Here is a 17,580-nt window from a genome sequence, read left to right as displayed (position 1 = left end):
GGAACTCGGACGGGTAGGGCTTGGGCACAGCAACATCCTTCCAGGCCCACCCCCGCGGGCAAGCCAGATCAGATGTCACCTATTCGTGCAGCAGTCCCGGCGTCGAGCTCATCTCGGCCAAGGAGAACTTCGGCGACGGCTACATGGGCGACGCGATGGAAGCCATCACCGACGTCGTCAATGAACTCCAGGTCCGCATGAGCGGCGAGGACATCCGCATCAAGATGGCCCACAAGGTCGAACGAGGCGGAAGCGTCGGGCGAGCCAAGCTCGGCTACCTCAACGTGCGCAAGGACTTCGACGGACGCCTCGTCAACACGATCGACGTCGACCCCGTCCGCGCACCACTCATCATCTGGGCCTTCGAGCAGTACGCCACGAACCAGTTCTCGATCACGCAGCTCCAAATGATGCTGGAAGACCAGGGCCTGACCACGCGGCAGTCGAGCAAGCGAGCCGCCAAGCCGCTGTCGAGCAGTCAGCTCGCCATGATTCTGCGCGACCCGTATTACACCGGGGTCATCCGCTACAAGGGCAAGCTCCATCCGGGCAGGCACACGCCGCTCATCTCGAAGGAGCTGTTCCTCGCGGTGCAGAAGATCCTCGACGGACGCAACCGCAAGGGAGACCGCGACCGGATCCACTTTCACTTCCTGCGCGGCTTGCTGTACTGCGCCGAATGCAAGTCGGAGGGGCGCACGAGTCGACTCGTCTACAGCCAGAACAAGGGGCATGGCGGCACGTACGAGTACTACGTTTGCACCGCGAAGCAGCGCGGTCACTGCTTGATGCCGTCGGCGCGACTCGACGAACTCGAAGACGAGGTGGCGCGACGGGTCGCGGCTGAGCGCTTCGATGCAGAGGACATCGCGTCCGTTCGTGAGGAAGTCCGACGCTCCCTCGTGGAACTCCAAGCCGCGGATCAGGAAGAGAAGGACGCCCTGCGCACGCAGCTGAAGAAGCTCGAAGCCCAAGAGGAGCGGCTCATCGAACTCGCCGCCGACGGAACGATCGCCGTCGAGAAGCTGCGCCAACGCCTCGAGTACGTGACGCTCCAGAAGGGCGCCATCACCGAGAAGCTCACACGGACGGTCGAACGCATCCGTCACGGCGTGGACAAGGCCTTCGCGTTCGTCGATCTCCTCGAAGATCCCGCCGCGCTCTACAAGCAGCTGCCCGACAACGTCCGCCGCGAGCTCCTCACCGCGTTCTTCACGCGACTCGACGTCCAGGTCACCGACCGAGAGGTGAGTATCGGCGTCGAACGCACCGAACTCAACGCCGGCCTGCACGACTGGCGCGCCCAGCACCGCCTCAGCGCCTCGGCCCACACACCGACCAAGAAAAAGAGAGCCTCCGGTTTGAATAAGCCTGTATTGGTCGGGATGACAGGATTTGAACCTGCGACCCCTTGACCCCCAGTCAAGTGCGCTACCAAGCTGCGCCACATCCCGGTCTGCTGTCCGCTCGCGGACAACTCCCCTATCCTACCGGTTTCGTGGAGCACTCGCGAACGCGTGTCGCAAGTCAGGAGTACGGTCTGCTCATGAGCCAGATCGAGATCCTCCCGGCATCCGTCGATCGCTTCGCCGACGCGGAGCACGCTCTCACCGGCGGAGGCGACGGCGCCTCGTGCTGGTGCCAGTGGTGGATGCTGCGCAACAAGGACTTCCAAGCCGCCACGACCGACGAGCGTCGCGAACTGCTGCGGGGCGACCTCGCCACTTCCCCGGCCTCCGCGCTCATCGCGTACCTCGACGGCGTCGCCGCCGGGTGGGTCAAGGTGTCACCACGACCGGATCAGCCGCGTCTGGCCGCCACGCGCGCTTTCCAGCAATCGCCAGAGCCGTTCGACGACGAGTCCGTCTGGGCGATCACGTGCTTCGTGGTCCGGAAGGAGTTCCGTGGGCAGCGTCTGGCGGGGCGCCTGCTCGACGCCGCCGTCGACCACGCGCGTACGCACGGCGCACGGGTCGTCGAGGGCTATCCCGTCGACACCAGCGCCGGCAAGACCTCCTCGAACGATCTCTATCACGGCGCGCTCTCGAGCTTCGTCGACGCGGGCTTCGTCGAGGTGGCCAGACCCGGCCCCACACGACCGATCGTCTCGCTCACGGTGGCGTGACTGGTCACGAGATCGACACGGCAGAATCGAGGGATGAGCGAGCCGTCCGTCCGCATCGACAGCTGGCTGTGGGCCGTGCGCGTTTACAAGACCCGTTCCGCCGCAACCACGGCATGCCGCGCCGGCCACGTGCGCATCGGCGGAGAGAAGGCGAAAGCCTCACAACCCGTGCGCATCGGCGATGAGATCCGCGTACGCATCGCCGGCTTCGACCGGATGCTGGTCGTGCGACAACTGCTGACGAAACGTGTGGGAGCGCCGATCGCCGCCCTCGCCGCCGAAGACCGCACGCCGCCACGCGAGCCCGCGGCGCTGCTCGCCGTCCGCGACCGCGGCGCAGGAAGGCCCACCAAACGCGAGCGCCGCGACATCGATCGACTGCGCGGACGCGACCCTGTCACCGGCTACGCGACCGACGACGACTGACCGCCCGGCGACCTCAGTCGAGGTCGAGCCACGACGGCCCGTGCGCCGCCGCACCGAGCGCGCCCACGCGCGCCCGCAGTTCCCGATCGCTCGTCACCACGACCACACGCCGCCCCGCAGCAGTGAGCGCGGCCACTTCCGCGACGATCGCGTCGTCACCCTCAGCGTCCGCGCGCACCACCGCGACGCCCGGAACCTCCTCGACAGCCCGCGCCTGCCCTTCGACCACGACACGCAGCTCGGGGAACCACACGTCCGCGGCAAGCCCCAGCCGCCCGGCATCCATCCCCCGCGCCGCCAGCCCGCGCAGTCGATCCAGCAGCCGCCCCGTCGCGCCCGCCCGATCCTTCCACCAGCCGTCCGGCACCGATCCGACCACGTTCGCCGCGTCGACGACCACGGCGGGCCGCACCTCCAGCAGCGACCGCAGCAACGGCCATGACGCGGCGAACCCCGGATGCAGCGGGTAGGAGTCGACGGCATCCACGGGCACCCACGCCAGCTCACGGCTCTCAGGGTCGCTGATCACCGGCTCGAACGGCACGACGACATCCGCGACGACCGTCGCGTACGTCCACACGCCCACGTCGTACACACTGATCAGGCGCGGCTGCACGGCGGATGCCGGCACTCCCGCCTCTTCCGCCGACTCGCGCAACGCCCCCTCGCATGCGGACTCGTCCTGATGGCGCGCACCACCCGGCAACCCCCACGTGTCGCCGAAGTGGCTCCAGGCCACGCGGTGCTGCAAGAGCATGCCGCGCTGCGGATCGACGGCGAGCAGGCCCGCGGCACCGAAGCGCCCCCAGTAGCGCGTGCCATCGTCGGCCACGACCCACGCGTCACCCGGATCACGCGGCCCGTCGGGGCGGCGCGGCTCGCCGGGGGCGGGAGGCACGATCGTCACCCGCCCAGCCTGTCACACCGCTCGGGCAGGGACCGCCCTGCGGCGAAGTTTTTGCACGGCGCATGACTCCCCGACACGCCCACATCTGGGCGAGACAGCAACTCGGACCCCCACATATTGTGGTCAGACCAACGTCACCTCCCTACATATCGAAGGCAGGATCATCATGACCTCCCCCCGTTCCGTCTCCGTCGCCGAGACCATCGACGAGTACCTTGCCCGCGCGGACTGGCGGGTCAACGCAAATGCGAACCAGGGATACTCGCTGGGCGGCATGATCCTGAACGCGGCGGGAAAGCTCATCGCCAACTACTGGCTCGACGAGGTCTACGCGCCCGAGGCGGGCACCGCGCACCGCGAAGGCGACCTCCACATCCACGACCTCGACGTCTTCGCCGGCTACTGCGCCGGGTGGTCGCTGCGGATGGTGCTCGAACAGGGCTTCAACGGCGTGCCCGGAAAGATCGCTTCCGCTCCGCCCCGCCACTTCTCCAGCGCGCTCGGCCAGCTCGTCAACTTCCTGGGAACGCTGCAGAACGAGTGGGCCGGCGCGCAGGCGTTCAGCTCGTTCGACACCTACCTCGCCCCCTACGTGCGCATCGACGACCTGAGCTACGACGAGGTGCGCCAGGCGATGCAGGAGTTCATCTTCAACCTCAACGTGCCCTCGCGCTGGGGCACGCAGACCCCGTTCACCAACCTGACGTTCGACTGGGTGTGCCCCGACGACCTCGCCGATCAGCACCCCCTCGTCGGCGGTCAGGTGCAGGCGTTCGCGTACGGCGACCTGGCCGAGGAGATGGCCGTCATCAACCGCGCCTTCATCGACGTGATGACCGATGGTGACCAGGACGGGCGCGCCTTCACGTTCCCCATCCCCACGTACAACATCACGAAGGACTTCGACTGGCACGGCGCCAACACCGACGCCCTCTTCGGGATGACGGCGAAGTACGGCCTGCCCTACTTCCAGAACTTCGTGACCTCCGACCTCGACCCGCACATGATCCGCTCGATGTGCTGCCGCCTGCAGCTCGACCTCACCGAACTGCTCAAGCGCGGCAACGGGCTGTTCGGCTCGGCCGAGCAGACCGGGTCGATCGGCGTCGTGACCGTCAACTGCGCGCGCCTCGGGTTCGTGCACTCCGGCGACGAGGATGCCGTCATCGCCCGCCTCGACGAGCTTCTCGAGATCGCTCGAGACAGCCTCGTCGCCAAGCGCGCCGTCATCGCCCACCACCTCGACGGCGGCCTCTTCCCCTACACGCAGCGCTACCTCGGCACGCTCGACAACCACTTCTCGACCATCGGCGTCAACGGCCTCAACGAGTACGTCCGCAACTTCACGCGCGACGCCGACGACATCACCACCGCACGCGGCATGAGCCTGGCGACGCGCCTGCTCGACCACGTCCGCGAGCGCATGGTCGAGTTCCAGGAGCAGACCGGGCACATGTTCAACCTCGAGGCGACGCCCGCCGAAGGAACCACCTACCGGTTCGCGAAGGAAGACATCGCGCGGCTTCCCGGCATCCGCCACGCCGGCACCGCCGACAACCCGTACTACACGAACTCGTCGCAGCTGCCCGTCGGCTACACGAGCGACCCCTTCCTCGCCATGCAGATGCAAGAGGAGCTGCAGGCGAAGTACACCGGCGGAACGGTGCTGCACCTCTACATGGGAGAAGCGATGCCGTCCGCCGAGGCCTGCCGCGAACTCGTCCGCCGATCACTGTCGCGCTTCCGGCTGCCGTACATCACGGTGACGCCGACCTTCTCGATCTGTCCCCGTCACGGCTACCGGTCCGGCCACCACGAGCAGTGCCCCGACTGCGGCGCCGCGTGCGAGGTGTGGACCCGCGTGATGGGTTACTTCCGGCCGATCGCCAGCTTCAACGTCGGCAAGAAGGGCGAAGCTGAAGAGCGGGAGTACTTCTCCGCTGCCCTTCCCGCCGAGGAGGCGACATGGTCCGCACCGCTGCAGCCTGTGAACTGAACATTGCGGGGGTCACGCCGTTCTCGACCGTGGACTGGCCCGACATGATGACCGCGACGGTCTTCCTGCAAGGTTGCCCGTGGAGCTGCTTCTACTGCCACAATCCCGCGCTCATCGATCCGCGGGCCGAGGGCGCGGCGTCGTGGGCGGACGTCACCGACCTGCTGTGCGACCGGATGGGGCTGCTCGACGGCGTCGTGTTCTCCGGCGGCGAGCCCACGCTGCAGCACGCACTCGTTCCGGCGATGCAGATGGTGCGCTCGCTCGGCTTCCGCGTGGGCCTGCACACCGCGGGCGCCTACCCGGGGCTGCTGGCCCAGGCGCTGCCGTTCGTCGACTGGGTGGGCCTGGACATCAAAGCCACGCCCGACGACTACGCCAACGTCACCGGGCGCGCTCCCAGTGGAGCCCATGCGTGGCGATCGTTGGAGCTCGTGCTCGGCAACCGGCTGCTGCGCGCGGGGTCGGATCACCCGCTCGACTACGAGGTGCGCACGACCGTGCACCCGGCGGCGATCGACGACGCGGCACTCCGCGAGCTCGGATGCCGTCTCGCCGACGCGGGCGTCGACACGTGGGCCGTGCAGCGGTTCCGCGAGACGGGAGCGCGACAGCCGCTGCCCCGCGTGAGCACGACGGATGCCGAGGCTGCTCCCCTGCGCTTGGACGACCTGCCGGTGGAGCGGTTCCGCTCGCTGGTCATCCGCTGACGCCGGCGCGTGTCGACTCGCGGCTGCGCCGCTCGCTCAACGACCGGGACCGGGGCGAGCGCGCGTGGCGCCGTCGCGCTGGCCACTGCCCGAACTACAAGCCCTCCGCCCGGCCGCCCACCCACCCGAACTGCAAGGGATGCGGGGCGACACGCCGCGGCATCCGCGCACCACACCGCGTGTCGGCGCTGAGGCCTTGCAGTTCGGGTGGCACCGGCCGGCGCCATTCGCTCGACGACCGGGACGAAGCACCTGGCGTGACCACCCCCCCCCGCGAGCCGACAGACCAGCCGGCTCGGCCGAGCCCGCTCGGCGCGCGGCCCGGCCGGCCACCCACCCACCCGAACTGCAAGGGATGCGGGGCGACACGCCGCTGCATCCGCGCATCACACCGCGTGTCGGCGCAGAGGCCTTGCAGTTCGGTCAGCGGCGCGCCGCCGCCACAGCCCGCGCCGGCACCACAGACGGCCCGCCACGGCGACAGCGGGACTCAGCGCTGGCGACGCTCGCGCACCCGCATGTTGACGACGATCGGCGTGCCCTCGAAGCCGAAGATCTCGCGCAGGCGCCGCTGGATGAACCGCCGGTAGCCCGGGTCGAGGAACCCGGTGGTGAACAGCACGAAGGTCGGCGGACGTGTGCCCGCCTGCGTGCCGAACAGGATGCGCGGCTGCTTGCCGCCGCGCAGCGGATGCGGGTGCTCGGCGATGAGCTCGGCGAGGAAGGCGTTGAACTTCCCGGTCGGAATGCGCTGGTCCCACGACTCCAGCGCCGTCTCCAACGCCGGGACGAGCTTGTCGAGGTGACGGCCGGTGCGCGCGGAGATGTTCACACGCGGAGCCCACGCGACGTGCGCGAGGTCCTGCTCGATCTCGCGCTCGAGGTAGCGGCGCCGATCGGAGTTCTCCATGTCGTCGTCGTTCAGGCGGTCCCACTTGTTGAAGGCGAGCACGAGCGCGCGGCCCGACTCGAGCACCAAGTCGATGATGTTGAGGTCCTGCACGCTGATCGACTGCGAGACATCGAGCACGACGACAGCCACTTCGGCCTTCTCGAGCGCGGCGGAGGTGCGCAGCGACGCGTAGAAGTCGGCCCCCTGCTGCAGGTGCACACGGCGACGGATGCCGGCGGTGTCGACGAAGCGCCACAGCTTGCCGCCGAGCTCGACGATCTCATCGACCGGGTCGCGGGTCGTGCCGGCGAGCTCGTTGACGACGACGCGCTCCTCACCGGCGGCCTTGTTCAGCAGTGACGACTTGCCGACGTTGGGGCGGCCGAGGATCGCGACGCGACGCGGGCCCCCGAGCTCGCCCTTGGCGACGGCCGAGACCTCGGGCAGCACCTTCATGACCTCGTCGAGCAGGTCGGCGACTCCGCGACCGTGGATGGCCGACACGGGGTGCGGCTCGCCCAGGCCCAGGTTCCACAGCGCCGCAGCCTCGGGCTCCTGGCGGGCATCGTCGATCTTGTTGGCAACGAGGAAGACGGGCTTCTTGGTCGTGCGCAGCAGCTTCACGACGGCCTCGTCGGTCGCCGTGGCGCCGACCATGGCGTCGACGACGAACAGCACGACGTCGCAGAGGTCGATGGCGACCTCTGCCTGCGCGGCGACGGAGCGGTCGATGCCGCGGGCGTCGGGCTCCCACCCGCCGGTGTCGACGAGCGAGAAACGGCGGTCCATCCACTCGGCTTTGTAGGTGACGCGGTCTCGCGTCACGCCCGGGGTGTCTTCGACGACCGCTTCGCGGCGGCCGAGGATGCGGTTCACGAGCGCCGACTTGCCGACGTTCGGCCGTCCGACGATCGCGACGACCGGCAGCGCGGGCAGCATCTCGACGACCTCGCCGCCGGCGGTGAAGCCCGCGAGCAGGTCGTCGTCCTCATCGTCCAGGTCGTAGTCGGCGAGCGAGGCGCGCAGCGCCGCCGCCCGCTGTTCCGCGAGTTCCTCGTCGAGGTTCGCGAGCTTCTCCTCGATCTGGTCGGGACCGGCCTCGTACTCGTCTTCAGCGGCCATCGTGGTTCTCCTGTGGGGTGGGGTCAGTCGCAGAGATCACGTCGAGGACGGCCTCCACGGTCTGAGCGAAATCAAGTTCGGTCGAATCGACGACCGTGACGCCGTCGGCGGCGGTGAGGAAGTCGACGACGGTGCTGTCGGCGGCATCCCGACGGTGAAGTGCCGCGGCGACGGCATCGGCATCCTCGCCGGACAGCTCGGCGCTGCGCCGGGCGGCGCGCACCTCGGGTGCGGCGGTAAGGAGGATCCGCACCGCCGCATCGGGGGCGACCACGGTCGTGATGTCGCGGCCTTCCACGACGACACCGGGCCGGCCCGAGTCGCGGACGAGCCGGCGGAACAACTCGTTGACCTGCGCGCGGACGGCGGGAACGCGGGCGACACCGCTGACGGCGGCGGTCACCCGCGGCTCACGAATGGCGGCGGTCACGTCGGCCTGCCCCACCCGCACCCAGTAGTCGTCGGGGTCGAGCGAGATGGCGTAGGGGAACTCGGATGCCGCAGCCACCACGACGGCTTCGTCCGCCGTGTCGGAGGCAGCGCCCGTCCCCCGCGCCAGCACGTGCCACGCGAGCGCGCGGTAGGTGGCGCCGGTATCGAGGTAGCCGTAGCCGAGGGCGCGTGCGACCTGCTTGGAGACGCTGGACTTGCCCGAGCCGGCGGGCCCGTCGATGGCGATGGTGAGGGTCATGAGGGCAGACTCGCGATCTTCCAGCCGCGTGCGAGAAGGCCCTCCTCGGCATGACGGACGATCGTCGGGTCGACGCTGATCTCCGCCAGGCCGAAGGGTGCGCCGGGCGAGTGCTCCAGGCGCAGGTCTTCGACGTTGACGCCGAGCTCGCCGAGCTCGCCGAACAGGCGACCGAGCTGACCCGGCGTGTCGTCGACCATGACGACGAGGCTCTCGTACCGGCGGTTCTGCCCGTGCTTGCCGGGAAGACGCTCCACGCCGTCGTTGCCACGCCGGATCGTGTCGGCGACGGCACGCCGTGCGCCGGGCGCGTCGGGGGCGCGCAACGCGTCGGCGACGGCGCGCAGATCGTCGGAGAGCGCGTCGAGCACGTCGACGACCGGGGCCGCGTTCGCGCCGAGGATCTGCACCCACAGCTCGGGCGCCGAGGCCGCGATGCGCGTCGTGTCGCGCACGCCTTGACCGGCCAGACGCAACGAGCCGTCGGGAGCGTCGATGAACCGTCCGGCCAGCAGCGATGCCACCAGCTGCGGGACGTGCGACACGAGCGCGACGGCGCGGTCGTGCTCTTCGGGCGTCATCTCGATGGGCGTCGCACCGAGGTCGAGGGCGAGCCCCTCGACGAGGGCGAGATCGGATGCCGGGGTCTCGGCATCACGGCACACGACCCACGGACGACCCACGAAGATGTCCGCGCGCGCCGAGATGGCCCCGCCGCGCTCGCGGCCTGCCATCGGATGCGAGCCGATGTAGTGGGTGAGGTCGACGCCGCGGCCCCGCAGCTCGTGCAGGGGGTCGAGCTTGACGCTGGCGACATCGGTGACGACGGCATCCGGGAAGGCGGCCAGCTCCTGCGCGACGACGTCGGCCGTCACGTCCGGAGGCACCGCGACGACGACCAGCAGCGGGCGGTCGTCGTCGTGCGCAGCGCGACCGGCACCGTAGTCGATCGCCAGGCGCAACTGGGTGGGCGATGCGTCGGCGAGCGCGACGTCGACGCCGAGCGCGCGCAACGCATGGCCGATGCTGGCACCGAGCAGCCCGGCACCGACGATCCGGACCGTGCCGGAGGTGCGGGCCGCGCGGGTGCGCAGATCGGCAACGGCCTGTTCGGTCACTGTTCTCCGCCTCAGCTGTCCCCGGGCGGCGTGGGCGCCGCCTGGCGCGCCACGGTGAGCAGTGCGCCGCGTTCCACTGTAGTCAACTCGCGGGCCCGCCCCGCCGGGAGGGTTCCCAGGTGGAGCGGCCCGAACTGACGTCGCACGAGGTCGACGACGGGGTGGCCGACGGCTGCCATCATGCGCCGGACGATGCGGTTGCGCCCGGAGTGCAACGTGAGCTCCACCAGAGAGGTGCCGCCGGAGGTGTCGAGCAGGCGCGCCTTGTCGGCGGCGATGGGTCCGTCCTCCAAGTCGACGCCCGCGGTCAGCTGCGCGATCGTCTGGGCGGTCACGCGACCGGTGACCTTCGCGATGTAGACCTTGGTGACGCCGAACGAGGGGTGGGCCAGCACATGGGCGAGCTCGCCGTCGTTGGTCAGCACGAGCAGTCCCGAGGTCTCGGCATCCAGCCGGCCGACGTTGTAGAGCCGCTCGTCCCAGTCCTTCGTGAAACGGCGGAGGTCGGGGCGGCCCTGCTCGTCCTTCATCGACGAGACGACGCCGGTCGGCTTGTTGAGCATGACGTAGCGCTTGGTGGTGTCGAGTTGGATCGCTGTGCCGTCCACATCGACGAGGTCGGATGCCGGGTCGATGCGGCGTCCGAGCTCGGTGACGACCTCTCCGTTCACCCGGATCCGGCCCTCCACGATGTACTGCTCGCAGACCCGACGCGAGGCGACTCCGGCATTGGCGAGCACCTTCTGCAGGCGCACGCCCTCGGCATCCGGTGTGTTCGTCATCGCAGCACCTCCGCATCGAAACCGTCCGAGCCGTCGTCGAGCAGCGGCGAGATGTGCGGCAGCTCGTCGAGGGAGTTGATGCCCAGGTTCACCAGCAGCGCGTCGGTCGTGCCGTAGTTGATCGCGCCGGTCTCGGGGTCGGTGAACAGCTCGGTGATGAGGCCTCGCGCCAGCAGCGTGCGCACCACCGAGTCGACGTTGACGGCGCGGATCGAGGCGACCTGGCTGCGAGTGACGGGCTGCTTGTACGCGATGACGGCGAGCGTCTCCAGCGCCGCCTGCGACAGGCGCGACGGGGCCTGGCCGCCGACGTACTCGGCGATGAGGTCGTCGTGCTCATCGCGCACGTACAGCCGCCAGCCGCCACCCACTTCGCGAAGCTCGAAGCCGCGGCGAGGGCCGCCCGTCTCGCCGTCGTAGTCGGCGACGAGTCCCTCGACGGCCTGACGCACGGCCGGCACCGGGGCGCCGACGGCGGCGGCGAGGGCGACGAGGCTCTGCGGCTCGTCGACGATCAGCAGGATGGCCTCGATGCGGCGCGCGACGTCAGCGGGCGCCGGCGAGCGCACCGGTGGGGCGGTGTCGCTGTCGGTCTCAGTGGTCATAGTCGGCTCCCAAGGTGGCGAGGTTCTCTTCGGACCACCGCTCGGCGGTCCAGCGCAGGGTCAGCTCGCCGAGCGGCTCGAGCTGCTCGAACGAGAGGGCGGCGTGACGGTAGAGCTCGAGCACCGCGAGGAAGCGGGCGACGACGACGCCGGTCTGTGCGACCCCGGCGACGAGCTCCCGGAAGTTGAGGGTTCCCGCGTCGCGCAGCAGCGTCACGACGATCGCGGCCTGCTCGCGGATGGACACGAGCGGCGCGTGGAGGTGGTCGAGTCCGACGTGCGGAATCTCCTTCGGTGCGAAGGCGAGCATCGCGAGGGCTGCGAAGTCCTCCTTGGACAGCGTCCAGACGAGCTCCGGAACGGCACGACGGTACTTCTCGTCGAGGCGCACCGCACGCACGTGCCGCCGGTCTTCGCGACGCAGGCTCCGTTCGAACCAGGCCGACACCTCTTTGAACGCCCGATACTGCAGCAGCCGCGCGAACAGCAGGTCGCGCGCCTCCAGCAGGGCGACGGACTCGGCATCCACCAGCTCGCCCTGCGGCAGCAGGCCCGCGACCTTCATGTCCAGCAGGGTCGCGGCGACGACGAGGAACTCGGATGCCTGGTCGAGCTCGTCGTCGGATTCGAGGCCCTTCAGGTACGAGATGAACTCGTCGGTGACTTTGCTGAGCGAGATCTCGGTGATGTCCAACTCGTGCTTGCCGAGCAACGTCAGCAGCAGATCGAACGGACCGTCGAAGTTGCCCAGCGAGACCCGGAACCCGGTCGGCTCGCCCTCCGGGGCGGTCGGAGTCTCGGCGGTGATGACCTCGGGGTCCTCAGGCGACGGCGCCACGAGCCACCAGCTCCCGCGCGAGGCGCAGGTAGGCCTGGGCGGCGGCGTGCTCCGGGGCGAACGTGGTGATGGGAACGCCCGACACCGACGCGTCCGGGAATTTCACCGTGCGCCCGATCACCGTCTCCAGGACGTCGTCGCCGAACGCTTCCACGACCCGCTCGAGCACCTCGCGCGAGTGGAGCGTCCGCGGGTCGTACATCGTCGCGAGCACACCGTCCAGCTCGATCGCCGGGTTGAGCCGGTCGCGCACCTTGTCGATCGTCTCGATGAGCAGGGCGACCCCGCGCAGGGCGAAGAACTCGCACTCCAGCGGGATGAGCACACCATGGCTCGCCGTGAGGGCGTTGACCGTGAGCAGTCCCAGCGACGGCTGGCAGTCGATGAGGATGACGTCGTACTCCCCCGCGACCTTGCGCAGCACGCGCGCGAGGATCGTCTCGCGGGCGACCTCGTTGACGAGGTGCACCTCCGCCGCCGACAGGTCGATGTTGGCCGGGATGACATCGAGACCCTCGACCGAGGTGTGCACGATCGTCTCGTGCGGATCGCGCTTCGTGTCCAGGAGCAGGTCGTAGATCGTGGGGATGTCGTGGGTCTGGATGCCCAGGCCCGCCGACAGCGCACCCTGGGGGTCGAAGTCGATGGCGAGCACGCGACGCCCGTACTGGGCGAGCGAGGCGGCCAGGTTGATCGTGGTCGTCGTCTTGCCGACGCCGCCCTTCTGGTTGCAGAGGGCGATGATGCGCGCGGGGCCGTGCGCCGACAGCGGCGGCGGGGTCGGGAAGCCCTGGTACGGCCGACCGGTGGGACCGATGGGCACGTCCTCCGAGAGGGCCTTCTTCGTCCCCCGCGTCTTATCCGCCACCGACACTCCTGCTTCCTGATGCCCTTCCCAGGGCCTGACGGACCTGCGCCGCCGTGTTCCTCGATTCTCGCACAGGGTGGCGGCGGCTCAGCCGAGGCCCCGCAGGGTGTCGACGTCGACGAGCCCGGCGTGAAGCCCTCCACCGGCGATCAGCGACGGGATCGATACGGTCCGGATCTCGTTCTCGACGACGTCGCGTGCGTGCTGGAGGGATGCCGCAACCTCCGGCGATCCGGTGAGGGCGACGATCCGCGCGATGTCGTCCGCGGTGTAGCCGTCGTCGCTCAGCCACTGCTGCAGACGCAGGGTGGCGTCGGCGGCGCTCGCGCGGTTCATCCACTCCTGGGTCGTGGTGCCGTCGGCCGCCTGCGTCGTGAACAGCTGCTCGAGGATGAACCAGTCACCGGTCTCGGCGGCAGCGTTCGTCGAGCCGGCCGGCGCGCGCTCGGCCTCGAACGCACGGATCGCGGTGAGGTAGGTGGCGATCAGCTGCGAGTTGGCGAACTTGTCGCCGACGCCGGCGCGGATCGGATAGGCGAGGTAGGTCACGTTGTGCGTCTGATCGAAGCCGGCCTCGCGCATGTTGCGGAACAGCTGCGCGCAGTAGTGGCAGCCGGGATCGAGCACCTCCAGCGCCGTGGGACGCCCGGCGGTGTACCCGCCGAGGTAGGTGGCATCGGCGGGGGCGAAGTCCGCGGCATCCCAGGTGCGCAGCCGACCCGGGACCGTCGCGATCGTGTCGCCCACCGACGCGAACTCGCGGCCGAAGGCGCCGAGCACGTCGCCCTCTCCGATCGACTCCCAGAACCCGGGCTGGATGGCGTCGATCGAGCACGCCTGCGCGGCGAGGGAGCAGGCCTGCGCGTTCTGCTTGTCGCACGTGCCGTAGACGAGGAGGTTCAGGCCGCTGCGCCCGACGAGATAGAGGCTGACGATGAGGCTCAGCACCATGAGCCAGGCGAGGACCTCGATCGCGATGCTGGCCGGCCGTACGAGGCGGGGCGCGCGCACCGCCAGGGGCGCCAGGAGCGAGTTCTTGACGTCGTCGCGGAAGGTCGTGTCGCACGGGCGCAGCGTCACTCGGCGCCACGCGCACCCCCACGCCTTCCCGAGGAGCTTGCGATATTTCGCCGATACGGCAGAGAGCACGAGCACGACGAAGAACGCGACGATGCAGACCACGTCACAGTCCTTTCATCATCGCGGTCATGACCTCGAGGGTGCGGTCGATGTCCGCGTCGGTGTTGTGGGCGCCCACGCTGAAGCGCACGAGCGGGCCGAGGCCGCGACGCTCCAGAATCCAGTAGTGCGCGCAGAACGCGCCGCTGCGGACGGCGATGCCGCCGCGCGCGAGGAAGGCGGCGAGCCGGTGCCCGTCGACGCGCTCGGGCAGCACCGAGATCACGGGCGACGCGTCACCGATCATCTGCAGGCGCGGGAGCGCGGCGAGCCCCGCGTGCAACCGGGCACCGAGCCGCGCCTCGTGGGCGGCGAGCGTCTCTCCCGCGCCGCTGCGGAAATCGCCGCTCCACTCCAGGGCGGCGCCGAAGCCGATGATCTCCGCCCATGCCTGCAGACCCGGTTCGAGCCGAGTGTGCGGATCGGGCAGCAGTGCGAAGTCGTCGGCGGTCACGGCACTCACTTGGCCGCCGCCGACCATGACGGGCTCGAGCGAGAGCAGCAACTCACGGGTGGCGACGACGACGCCGAGCGACGGTCCGTACATCTTGTGCGCCGAGAAGCAGATCGCGTCGGCGTCGAGACCGCGCAGAGACTCCAGGGCGTGACCGGCCGCCTGCGCGGCGTCGACGATCACGATGCCGCCGACGCGGTGCACGCTGGTGATGAGTTCGCGGAGGTCCGGCGTCACCGCACCGATCACGTTGTCCATCGCCGACACGACCACGACCGCGTCGCGCATCGTCTCCGCATCGACGAGCACGCGTGCATCGTCGTCCCGCTCCACGACGACGCGAGGGATGCCGGCACGCCGCGCGGCCGCGATCGTCGAGAGGAACACCGCATTGTGCTCGGTGACGGTGGTGACGATGCGGGCGAAGCGCCCGGGCGCCAGCGCCGACAGGAGCAGGTTGAGTCCGTAGGTGGTGTTCAGCGTGAAGGCGCACGAGTAGTGGCGAGGTGACAGTCCCAGGGCGGCGAGCGTCCGTTCTCGCACCCGTGCCACCTCGGCATCCACCCGCCGCCCCGCGTCATAGCGCACACGCCCGCCGCAGGCGTAGAGGTGCAGGTAGTAGTCCTGGACGGCGTCGATCACCGGCTGGGGTCGCAGCGTCTGGCAGGCGGAGTCGAGGTAGACCTCGTCGCTGTCCAGATAGTCGAAACCCGGACGGTCCGCGGATCTCGCCTCGGCAACGCGGGTGACGGGCGCTTCCTCGGCGCGCCGACCGAAGAGCCCTCGTCGGGTCGGGCGGCGCGCGGCATCCATGCCGCCATTGTGGTCGGACCTCCCCTTCCCGCGGCGGCGCTCCGGCCGTGAAAGATCCGGGCGCCGCCGAGGCTCAGATGAGGCTGCCGATGACGTCCAGCCGCAGCTGGGCCGCCACCGCGATCACGAGGTAGTCCAGCACGACGACCAGAGGCAGCCACGACAGCACCACGGCGCCGATGCGCCGCGCGACGTCCGCGCCGCCCCAGACGCCGTCGGCGAGAGTCCAGCCCAGCACCGTCCAGAACAGCGGGATCGTCACGAGCCAGATCACCATGCACCAGGGGCAGAGCGACCCGTACTCGAAGACGCTGCGGTACGCGAGCACGTGCACGAACACGAACGCGCCCGCGACGAAGATCGCATACACCCGCCAGAACCAGGTGCGCAGCCCCGCGGGGGCGGCCAGTGCCGAGACGCCCGCATAGATGGGCCCGAAGAACAGCATGATGCCGATGATCGCGTTGCTGAATCCCAGCAGGTTGCCCCCCGGTGATAGCAGGTTCGGGCCGCACGTCACGATCGGGCTGATGCTGCAGCTGATGAGCGGCGTCCCGCCCGTCAACTGGCCGATGTACTCGAGGTACAGCAGGAACGCGACGATACCGCCGAGTGCTCCGGCGACGATCCACCAGATCGCCAGGCCCCGCCGCGGACGGTGGAGGCGAGGCGCCGCGGGAGCGGTCGCGAGGGGAGAGGGCGCAACGATCATGGCGCCATCGTCTCTCGCCGCGGGTCGCCGTGCGGTCTGGATGCGCCGGATTTATCCGGCTCTTCGGAATTAGGGGTGTAGCGCGGGTCTGAAGCCTCCGGCTTCGAGCAGTGATCTCGCGATGTAGTGGGTGAGGTTGCGGAAGTCGAGGGCGGAGCCGCGGAGGTGCTCGAGCCGGCCATTGATCGCTTCCGTCGGACCGTTGCTGGTGCCGGGCCGGTCGAAGTACGCGAGCACGTCGAGGGCGCGCTGTTTGAGGGTTCGACCGAGCCTGCGGATCTCGACGAGCGCGGCGGGGACGCCAGCGGTGACGGCGTCGATCAGGTCCCGCATCAGCTGCTTCGCCTTCTTCTTGTCGGGCTCTCGGTAGGCGGCAACGATGCGCTGGTAGATGCCCCAGGTCGCTTCGACCTCGATGTGCTCTTCGATCGCGAACACCGCCTCGAGACGGGCGTGCTGCTTCTCCGTGAGCAGACTGGCACCGGTGTGCAGTGTGCGGCGCGCCTTGTAGAGCGGATCGCCGGCGCGGCCACGATGCCCGAGCGTGTCCTGCTGCACCCGCTGCCGGCAGCGGTCCAGCGCGTCGCCCGTGAGACGGACGACATGGAACGGGTCCATCACCGGGACTGCGTCGGGGAGCTCTTCCGCGGCGGCCGTCTTGAACCCGCTGAACCCGTCCATCGCGACCACCTCGATTCCGTCTCGCCATGCCTGCGCGCGACCCGCGAGCCACTGCTTGAAGACGGCCTTGGAGCGGCCCTCGACCATGTCCAGCAGCCGTGCAGGGCCCGTGTTCTCGCGGGCCGGGGTGAGGTCGATGATCACCGTAACGTACTTGTCGCCCAGCCGCGTGTGCCGCCAGACGTGCTCATCGACACCGATCGTGGTGACACCATCGAACCGGGCCGCATCATCGATCAGGCGGCGCCGACCCTCGGCGATGATCGCGCTGTTCGCGGTATGCCACGACACCCCGAGACCGGCTGCGGCGCGTGTCACGGTGAGGTGATCGACGACGATCGCGGTCAGCGCCCAGCCCAACCCGCCGCGCGAGATCTTCGCGCGAGGCGCCGCGGCCTTCGATGTGTCCTGCCGCCACGTCTTCCCGCAGTGGGCGCATCGGTAGCGGCGCACCCTCACCTGCAGGATCGTGGGCCGGTGCCCGAACGGCTCATGCGCGAGCCGACGGACCACGGTGTCCCGCGGCACGCCCTCTGCTGCGCACTTGCGGCACCACGGATCGTCGTCGACAACGCGGCACTCGATCACCGCCCGATCCGCGTCGAGATGCTGCCCGACGGCCTCGAGGCCGAGCTCATCGAGGCGGCAGAACGTGGTGAGG

Annotated in this window: 17 protein-coding genes and 1 tRNA gene; 5 read left to right on the top strand and 13 right to left on the bottom strand. The window is 69.6% G+C overall.

Annotated elements, in window-relative coordinates:
• Positions 1-20: 20 nt before the first annotated feature.
• Positions 21-1,415 (top strand): recombinase family protein, encoded by a 1,395-nt coding sequence (locus ABS64_RS13720; protein ID WP_292684240.1) that lies wholly within the window; start codon positions 21-23, stop codon positions 1,413-1,415.
• On the opposite strand, the gene ABS64_RS13715 is transcribed toward ABS64_RS13720, so the two are convergent.
• A tRNA-Pro gene (locus ABS64_RS13715) sits at positions 1,378-1,454 on the bottom strand. The genes ABS64_RS13720 and ABS64_RS13715 overlap by 38 nt on opposite strands.
• A gap of 92 nt (positions 1,455-1,546) precedes the next feature.
• On the opposite strand from ABS64_RS13715, the gene ABS64_RS13710 reads away from it, so the two are divergent.
• A complete protein-coding gene (locus ABS64_RS13710) occupies positions 1,547-2,125 on the top strand; it encodes a GNAT family N-acetyltransferase (RefSeq protein WP_292684238.1) in 579 nt (192 codons plus the stop codon).
• A gap of 33 nt (positions 2,126-2,158) precedes the next feature.
• Positions 2,159-2,551, top strand: a complete 393-nt coding sequence (locus ABS64_RS13705; protein WP_292684236.1) for an RNA-binding S4 domain-containing protein — start codon at positions 2,159-2,161, stop codon at positions 2,549-2,551.
• A gap of 13 nt (positions 2,552-2,564) precedes the next feature.
• On the opposite strand, the gene ABS64_RS13700 is transcribed toward ABS64_RS13705, so the two are convergent.
• Positions 2,565-3,458, bottom strand: a complete 894-nt coding sequence (locus ABS64_RS13700) for an NUDIX domain-containing protein (protein WP_292684234.1) — start codon at positions 3,456-3,458, stop codon at positions 2,565-2,567.
• A 166-nt stretch (positions 3,459-3,624) separates the two neighbouring features.
• On the opposite strand from ABS64_RS13700, the gene ABS64_RS13695 reads away from it, so the two are divergent.
• Entirely contained in the window at positions 3,625-5,454 is a 1,830-nt protein-coding gene (locus ABS64_RS13695) for a ribonucleoside triphosphate reductase (RefSeq protein ID WP_292684232.1), read from the top strand.
• Entirely contained in the window at positions 5,424-6,164 is a 741-nt protein-coding gene (locus tag ABS64_RS13690) for an anaerobic ribonucleoside-triphosphate reductase activating protein (RefSeq protein ID WP_292684230.1), read from the top strand. Before ABS64_RS13695 ends, ABS64_RS13690 begins: the two co-directional genes overlap by 31 nt.
• A 490-nt stretch (positions 6,165-6,654) precedes the next feature.
• On the opposite strand, the gene der is transcribed toward ABS64_RS13690, so the two are convergent.
• From der to ABS64_RS13635, 11 genes are all read right to left on the bottom strand, one after another.
• Entirely contained in the window at positions 6,655-8,178 is a 1,524-nt protein-coding gene (gene der / locus ABS64_RS13685; RefSeq protein ID WP_005055156.1) for a ribosome biogenesis GTPase Der, read from the bottom strand.
• Positions 8,168-8,869, bottom strand: coding sequence for a (d)CMP kinase (gene cmk / locus ABS64_RS13680; RefSeq protein WP_292684227.1), 702 nt, complete (start codon positions 8,867-8,869; stop codon positions 8,168-8,170). Before cmk ends, der begins: the two co-directional genes overlap by 11 nt.
• On the bottom strand, positions 8,866-9,987 hold the full coding sequence (locus tag ABS64_RS13675; RefSeq protein WP_292684225.1) for a prephenate dehydrogenase: 1,122 nt from the start codon (positions 9,985-9,987) through the stop codon (positions 8,866-8,868). The genes cmk and ABS64_RS13675 overlap by 4 nt, the downstream gene beginning before the upstream one ends.
• An 11-nt stretch (positions 9,988-9,998) precedes the next feature.
• Positions 9,999-10,769, bottom strand: coding sequence for a pseudouridine synthase (locus tag ABS64_RS13670; protein WP_036285188.1), 771 nt, complete (start codon positions 10,767-10,769; stop codon positions 9,999-10,001).
• Positions 10,766-11,374 carry an SMC-Scp complex subunit ScpB gene (scpB, locus tag ABS64_RS13665; protein ID WP_292684222.1) on the bottom strand — a complete coding sequence of 203 codons (609 nt, stop codon included), beginning with the start codon at positions 11,372-11,374 and terminating at the stop codon, positions 10,766-10,768. Before scpB ends, ABS64_RS13670 begins: the two co-directional genes overlap by 4 nt.
• Entirely contained in the window at positions 11,364-12,182 is an 819-nt protein-coding gene (locus ABS64_RS13660) for a ScpA family protein (RefSeq protein ID WP_292684242.1), read from the bottom strand. Before ABS64_RS13660 ends, scpB begins: the two co-directional genes overlap by 11 nt.
• Positions 12,183-12,195: 13 nt before the next feature.
• Positions 12,196-13,080 carry a ParA family protein gene (locus tag ABS64_RS13655; protein ID WP_036285194.1) on the bottom strand — a complete coding sequence of 295 codons (885 nt, stop codon included), beginning with the start codon at positions 13,078-13,080 and terminating at the stop codon, positions 12,196-12,198.
• An 87-nt stretch (positions 13,081-13,167) separates the two neighbouring features.
• Entirely contained in the window at positions 13,168-14,262 is a 1,095-nt protein-coding gene (locus tag ABS64_RS13650) for a hypothetical protein (protein WP_036285182.1), read from the bottom strand.
• Between the two features lies 1 nt (position 14,263).
• On the bottom strand, positions 14,264-15,526 hold the full coding sequence (locus ABS64_RS13645; RefSeq protein WP_036285180.1) for an aminotransferase class V-fold PLP-dependent enzyme: 1,263 nt from the start codon (positions 15,524-15,526) through the stop codon (positions 14,264-14,266).
• Between the two features lie 73 nt (positions 15,527-15,599).
• Entirely contained in the window at positions 15,600-16,238 is a 639-nt protein-coding gene (locus ABS64_RS13640) for a vitamin K epoxide reductase family protein (protein WP_036285177.1), read from the bottom strand.
• 69 nt (positions 16,239-16,307) lie between these two features.
• Positions 16,308-17,580, bottom strand: a 1,273-nt coding sequence (locus ABS64_RS13635; RefSeq protein ID WP_292684218.1) for an ISL3 family transposase, incomplete at its 5' end; no start/stop codon positions are given.

Source organism: Microbacterium sp. SCN 69-37 (genome assembly GCF_001724435.1).
Taxonomy (GTDB): Bacteria; Actinomycetota; Actinomycetes; order Actinomycetales; family Microbacteriaceae; genus Microbacterium; species Microbacterium laevaniformans.
Note: the sequence above shows the minus strand (reverse complement) of the source record. Positions and strands in the feature narration are given on the sequence as shown.

Bases quoted from the DNA above. Each gene is read 5' to 3' on its own strand.
- ABS64_RS13710 (WP_292684238.1), top strand. From the start codon at position 1,547: ATGAGCCAGATCGAGATCCTCCCGGCATCCGTCGATCGCTTCGCCGAC.
- ABS64_RS13690 (WP_292684230.1), top strand. From the start codon at position 5,424: ATGGTCCGCACCGCTGCAGCCTGTGAACTGAACATTGCGGGGGTCACG.
- scpB (WP_292684222.1), bottom strand. From the start codon at position 11,374: ATGACCACTGAGACCGACAGCGACACCGCCCCACCGGTGCGCTCGCCG.
- der (WP_005055156.1), bottom strand. From the start codon at position 8,178: ATGGCCGCTGAAGACGAGTACGAGGCCGGTCCCGACCAGATCGAGGAG.
- cmk (WP_292684227.1), bottom strand. From the start codon at position 8,869: ATGACCCTCACCATCGCCATCGACGGGCCCGCCGGCTCGGGCAAGTCC.
- ABS64_RS13645 (WP_036285180.1), bottom strand. From the start codon at position 15,526: ATGGATGCCGCGCGCCGCCCGACCCGACGAGGGCTCTTCGGTCGGCGC.
- ABS64_RS13670 (WP_036285188.1), bottom strand. From the start codon at position 10,769: ATGACGAACACACCGGATGCCGAGGGCGTGCGCCTGCAGAAGGTGCTC.
- ABS64_RS13705 (WP_292684236.1), top strand. From the start codon at position 2,159: ATGAGCGAGCCGTCCGTCCGCATCGACAGCTGGCTGTGGGCCGTGCGC.
- ABS64_RS13695 (WP_292684232.1), top strand. From the start codon at position 3,625: ATGACCTCCCCCCGTTCCGTCTCCGTCGCCGAGACCATCGACGAGTAC.
- ABS64_RS13640 (WP_036285177.1), bottom strand. From the start codon at position 16,238: ATGATCGTTGCGCCCTCTCCCCTCGCGACCGCTCCCGCGGCGCCTCGC.